Below are 4,512 nucleotides of genomic sequence, written 5' to 3'. Positions count from 1 at the left end.
GCCGCCCCGGGCGCTGGAACCCACCTCGATCCCCGCCGGCGGCGTCGACGACGCCCTCGTGATCCTGGTCGACGACGTGCTGTTCTCGGGACGCACCGTGGCCGCCGCCCTGGACGCGCTGCGCGACGTCGGCCGGCCCCGCGCGGTGCAACTGGCGGTGCTGGTGGACCGTGGCCACCGCGAACTCCCGTTGCGGGCCGACTATGTGGGCAAGAACGTACCGAGCTCACGCAGCGAGAGCGTCCACGTGCTGCTCGGCGAGCACGACGGCCGCGACGGCGTGGTGATCTCGAGGGACGACATCAGATGACCAGACACCTGTTGGCCGCCGGCGACCTGAGCCGCGACGAGGCCACCGCGATCCTCGACGACGCCGACCGGTTCGCGCAGGCCCTGGTGGGCCGCGAGATCAAGAAGCTTCCGACGCTGCGCGGCCGCACCGTGATCACGATGTTCTACGAGAACTCGACCCGCACCCGGGTGTCGTTCGAGGTGGCCGGCAAGTGGATGAGCGCGGACGTGATCAACGTCAGCGCGACCGGATCCTCGGTGGGCAAGGGGGAGTCGCTGCGCGACACCGCGTTCACGCTTCGGGCGGCCGGCGCCGACGCGCTGATCGTCCGGCACCCGGCCTCGGGCGCCGCGCATCTGCTGGCCGAGTGGAGTTCGTCCGCGGGCCTCGACGGGGGCGGCCCGTCGGTGATCAACGCCGGCGACGGCACCCACGAACACCCGACCCAGGCGCTGCTGGACGCGTTGACCCTGCGCCAGCGGCTCGGCGGCATCGAGGGGCGGCGCATCGTGATCGTCGGGGACATCCTGCACAGCCGCGTCGCCCGCTCCAACGTCATGCTGCTGGCCACCCTGGGCGCCGAGGTGGTGCTGGTGGCGCCGCCGACGCTGCTGCCGGCCGGGGTCGACGGCTGGCCGGCCACCGTCTCCTACGACTTCGACGCCGAGCTGCCCGCCGCCGACGCGGTGCTGATGCTGCGGGTGCAGGCCGAGCGGATGACCGGCGGCTTCTTCCCCTCGGTGCGCGAATACTCGGTCCGCTACGGCCTTTCCGACCGCCGCCAGGCCATGCTTCCCGGCCACGCGGTGGTCCTGCACCCGGGACCGATGGTGCGCGGCATGGAGATCGCCTCTTCGGTGGCCGACTCAACGCAATCGGCTGTGCTGCAACAGGTTTCCAACGGGGTACACGTGCGGATGGCCGTCTTGTTCCATGTGCTGGTCGGCACCGAACCGGCCGGGGAAGAGGGTGCGGCGTGACTGTGCTGCTTCGCGGGGTCCGGCTCTACGGCGAGGGCGACCGGGTCGACGTGCTGGTCGAGGACGGCCAGATCGCCCGGATCGGTGCCGGGCTCGCGATCCCCGACACCGCGGACGTCATCGACGCCACCGGCCACGTGCTGCTGCCCGGATTCGTCGACCTGCACACCCACCTGCGCGAGCCCGGCCGCGAATACGCCGAGGACATCGAAACAGGTTCGGCCGCAGCGGCTTTGGGTGGATTCACCGCGGTGTTCGCGATGGCCAACACCGACCCGGTCGCCGACAGCCCGGTGGTCACCGATCACGTCTGGCACCGCGGCCAGCAGGTCGGCCTGGTCGACGTGCACCCCGTCGGGGCCGTCACCGTCGGACTGGCCGGGGTGCAGCTCACCGAGATGGGCATGATGGCCGCCGGCGCCGCGCAGGTGCGGATGTTCTCCGACGACGGTGTGTGCGTGCACGACCCGCTGGTGATGCGCCGCGCCCTGGAATACGCCGCCGGGCTGGGGGTGCTCATCGCCCAGCACGCCGAGGAGCCGCGACTGACCGCGGGCGCCGTCGCCCATGAGGGGCCTACCGCCGGGCGGCTGGGGCTGGCCGGATGGCCCAGAGCCGCCGAGGAATCGATCGTCGCGCGCGACGCGCTGCTGGCCCGCGACGCCGGCGCCCGGGTGCACATCTGCCACGCCTCCACCGCGGGCACCGTGGAGATCCTGAAATGGGCCAAGGGCCAAGGTATCTCGATCACCGCCGAGGTCACCCCCCACCATCTGCTGCTCGACGACACCAGACTGACCAGCTACGACGGGGTCAACCGGGTCAATCCGCCGCTGCGGGAAGCCTCCGATGCGCTCGCTTTGCGTCAAGCGCTCGCCGACGGGGTAATCGAATGTGTGGCCACCGATCACGCACCCCACGCCGAGCACGAGAAATGCGTCGAGTTCTCCGCGGCGCGCCCCGGCATGCTGGGGCTGCAGACGGCGCTCTCGGTGGTGGTGCAGACCATGGTCGCGCCCGGGCTGCTGACCTGGCGCGACGTCGCCAGGGTGATGAGCGAGAACCCGGCCCGCATCGCGCGCCTGCCCGACCACGGCCGCCCGCTGGAGGTGGGGGAGCCGGCGAATTTGACCGTGGTCGACCCCGACGCCACCTGGACGGTCGCCGGGTCGCATCTGGCCAGCCGGTCGGCCAACACGCCGTACGAGTCGATGACTTTGCCCGCCACCGTGACCGCGACCCTGCTGCGCGGCAAGTTCACCGCCCGAGACGGGAAGAGCCCGGCATGAACCGCGCCGGCGACGATCGACAGCGCAGCGGTGGGCAGGAGTGGCGCCCATGAACTCCGGCACGCTGGTGGGGTCGCTCATTTTCGCGGCCGTGCTGGTGGTGGTGATCGCGGTGCTGATCCAGCTGATGATGCGCGGCTGGCGGCGTCGCGCCGAGCGGCAGGCCGAGCTGATCGGAAATCTGCCCCAGATGCCCGCCGAGGTGGGCGCTGCGACCAGCACCATCCGCGGCGCCTATCTCGGGTGCACGCTGTCGCCCGCCTGGAACGACCGCGTCACGGCCGGCGACCTGGGCTACCGCAGCAAGGCCGTGCTGACCCGCTATCCGGAGGGGATCCTGCTGGAACGCAGCCACGCCAATCCGATTTGGATTCCCCAGGAGTCGATCGCCGCCGTCCGCACCGAGCGGCGCATGGCCGGAAAGGTCGGCGCCCGCAACGGGATACTGGCGATCCGGTGGCGGCTGCCGTCGGGCGCCGAGATCGACACCGGGTTCCGCGCCGGAAACCGTGACGAATACTACGACGTGCTGCGGGCGGGGTCGCCCGGCCCGCAGCAGCGCAAGGAGGGAGCAGCGTGACCAAGGCCCTGCTGGTGCTCGAGGACGGCCGCGTCTTCACCGGCACGCCGTACGGCGAGGTCGGCCAAACGCTGGGGGAGGCCGTGTTCTCCACCGGCATGTCCGGCTATCAGGAGACGCTGACCGATCCGAGCTATCACCGCCAGATCGTGGTGGCCACCGCGCCGCAGATCGGCAACACCGGCTGGAACGCCGAGGACGCCGAGAGCCGCGGCGACAGGATCTGGGTGGCCGGGTACGCGGTGCGCGACCCGTCACCGCGGGCGTCCAACTGGCGCGCCACCGGCACCCTGGAGGACGAGCTGGTCCGCCAGCACATCGTCGGGATCGCCGGCATCGACACCCGCGCGGTGGTGCGGCGTCTGCGCAGCCGCGGATCGATGAAGGCCGGCGTGTTCTCCGGCGACGCCCTGGCCGAACCGGCCGAACTGCTCGAGCGGGTCGTCGGCCAGCGTTCGATGCTGGGCGCCGACCTGGCGGACGAGGTCAGCACGCCGCAGCCCTACGTCGTCGAGGCGGAGGGCGCCCGCCGGTTCACGGTGGCCGCGCTGGACCTCGGGATCAAGACCAACACCCCGCGCAACTTCGCCCGCCGCGGCATCCGCAGCCACGTCCTGCCGTCGTCGGCCACCTTCGAGCAGATCAGCGAGCTGCAGCCCGACGGCGTCTTCCTGTCCAACGGGCCCGGTGACCCGGCCACCGCCGACCATGTCGTCGGGCTCACCCGCGAGGTGCTGGGCGCCGGAATCCCTCTGTTCGGCATCTGTTTCGGCAACCAGATCCTCGGGCGGGCGCTGGGACTGTCCACCTACAAGATGGTGTTCGGGCACCGGGGTATCAACATCCCGGTCATCGACCACGCCACCGGCCGGGTCGCGATCACCGCCCAGAACCACGGGTTCGCGCTGGAAGGGGAGGCGGGCCAGACCTTCGACACGCCGTTCGGCCCCGCGGTGGTCAGCCACACCTGCGCCAACGACGGCGTGGTGGAGGGCGTCAAACTCGCCGACGGGCGGGCGTTCTCGGTGCAGTACCACCCCGAGGCCGCCGCCGGTCCGCACGACGCGGAATACCTGTTCGACCAATTCGTCGACCTGATGGCGGGGCAGCAATGACCGCGAGCGTGCGCAGTTGCACGCCGCTGACGGCGTGCCGGCGTGCACACCCGCACGCTCGCGCCGAGATGGGAAGGAAGCGCTAGTGCCGCGTCGCACCGACCTCAACCACGTGCTGGTGATCGGCTCGGGGCCGATCGTGATCGGACAGGCCTGCGAGTTCGACTACTCCGGCACGCAGGCCTGCCGGGTGCTGCGGGCCGAGGGCCTGCAGGTGAGCCTGGTCAACTCCAACCCGGCCACCATCATGACCGAC

Annotated in this window: 6 protein-coding genes; all 6 read left to right on the top strand. The window is 71.3% G+C overall.

What is annotated here, in order from left to right:
• On the top strand, positions 1-310 hold a 310-nt coding region (locus AC2VOR_RS17135; protein WP_486964187.1), incomplete at its 5' end, for a bifunctional pyr operon transcriptional regulator/uracil phosphoribosyltransferase PyrR.
• Positions 307-1,272 (top strand): aspartate carbamoyltransferase catalytic subunit, encoded by a 966-nt coding sequence (locus AC2VOR_RS17130; protein ID WP_369739188.1) that lies wholly within the window; start codon positions 307-309, stop codon positions 1,270-1,272. The genes AC2VOR_RS17135 and AC2VOR_RS17130, both read left to right, overlap by 4 nt.
• The gene (locus AC2VOR_RS17125; protein ID WP_486964186.1) at positions 1,269-2,561 is read left to right on the top strand and encodes a dihydroorotase; all 1,293 of its coding nucleotides are present in this window, start codon (positions 1,269-1,271) and stop codon (positions 2,559-2,561) included. Before AC2VOR_RS17130 ends, AC2VOR_RS17125 begins: the two co-directional genes overlap by 4 nt.
• A gap of 49 nt (positions 2,562-2,610) precedes the next feature.
• Positions 2,611-3,141 (top strand): PH-like domain-containing protein, encoded by a 531-nt coding sequence (locus AC2VOR_RS17120; RefSeq protein ID WP_369739186.1) that lies wholly within the window; start codon positions 2,611-2,613, stop codon positions 3,139-3,141.
• On the top strand, positions 3,138-4,256 hold the full coding sequence (gene carA / locus AC2VOR_RS17115) for a glutamine-hydrolyzing carbamoyl-phosphate synthase small subunit (protein WP_369739185.1): 1,119 nt from the start codon (positions 3,138-3,140) through the stop codon (positions 4,254-4,256). Before AC2VOR_RS17120 ends, carA begins: the two co-directional genes overlap by 4 nt.
• Positions 4,257-4,341: 85 nt before the next feature.
• A partial coding sequence (locus AC2VOR_RS17110) for a carbamoyl phosphate synthase preATP-grasp domain-containing protein (RefSeq protein ID WP_486964188.1) occupies positions 4,342-4,512 on the top strand: 171 nt, incomplete at its 3' end.

This window comes from Mycobacterium sp. TH-M103 (genome assembly GCF_057473785.1).
This window is presented reverse-complemented; position numbering and strand designations above follow the sequence as displayed.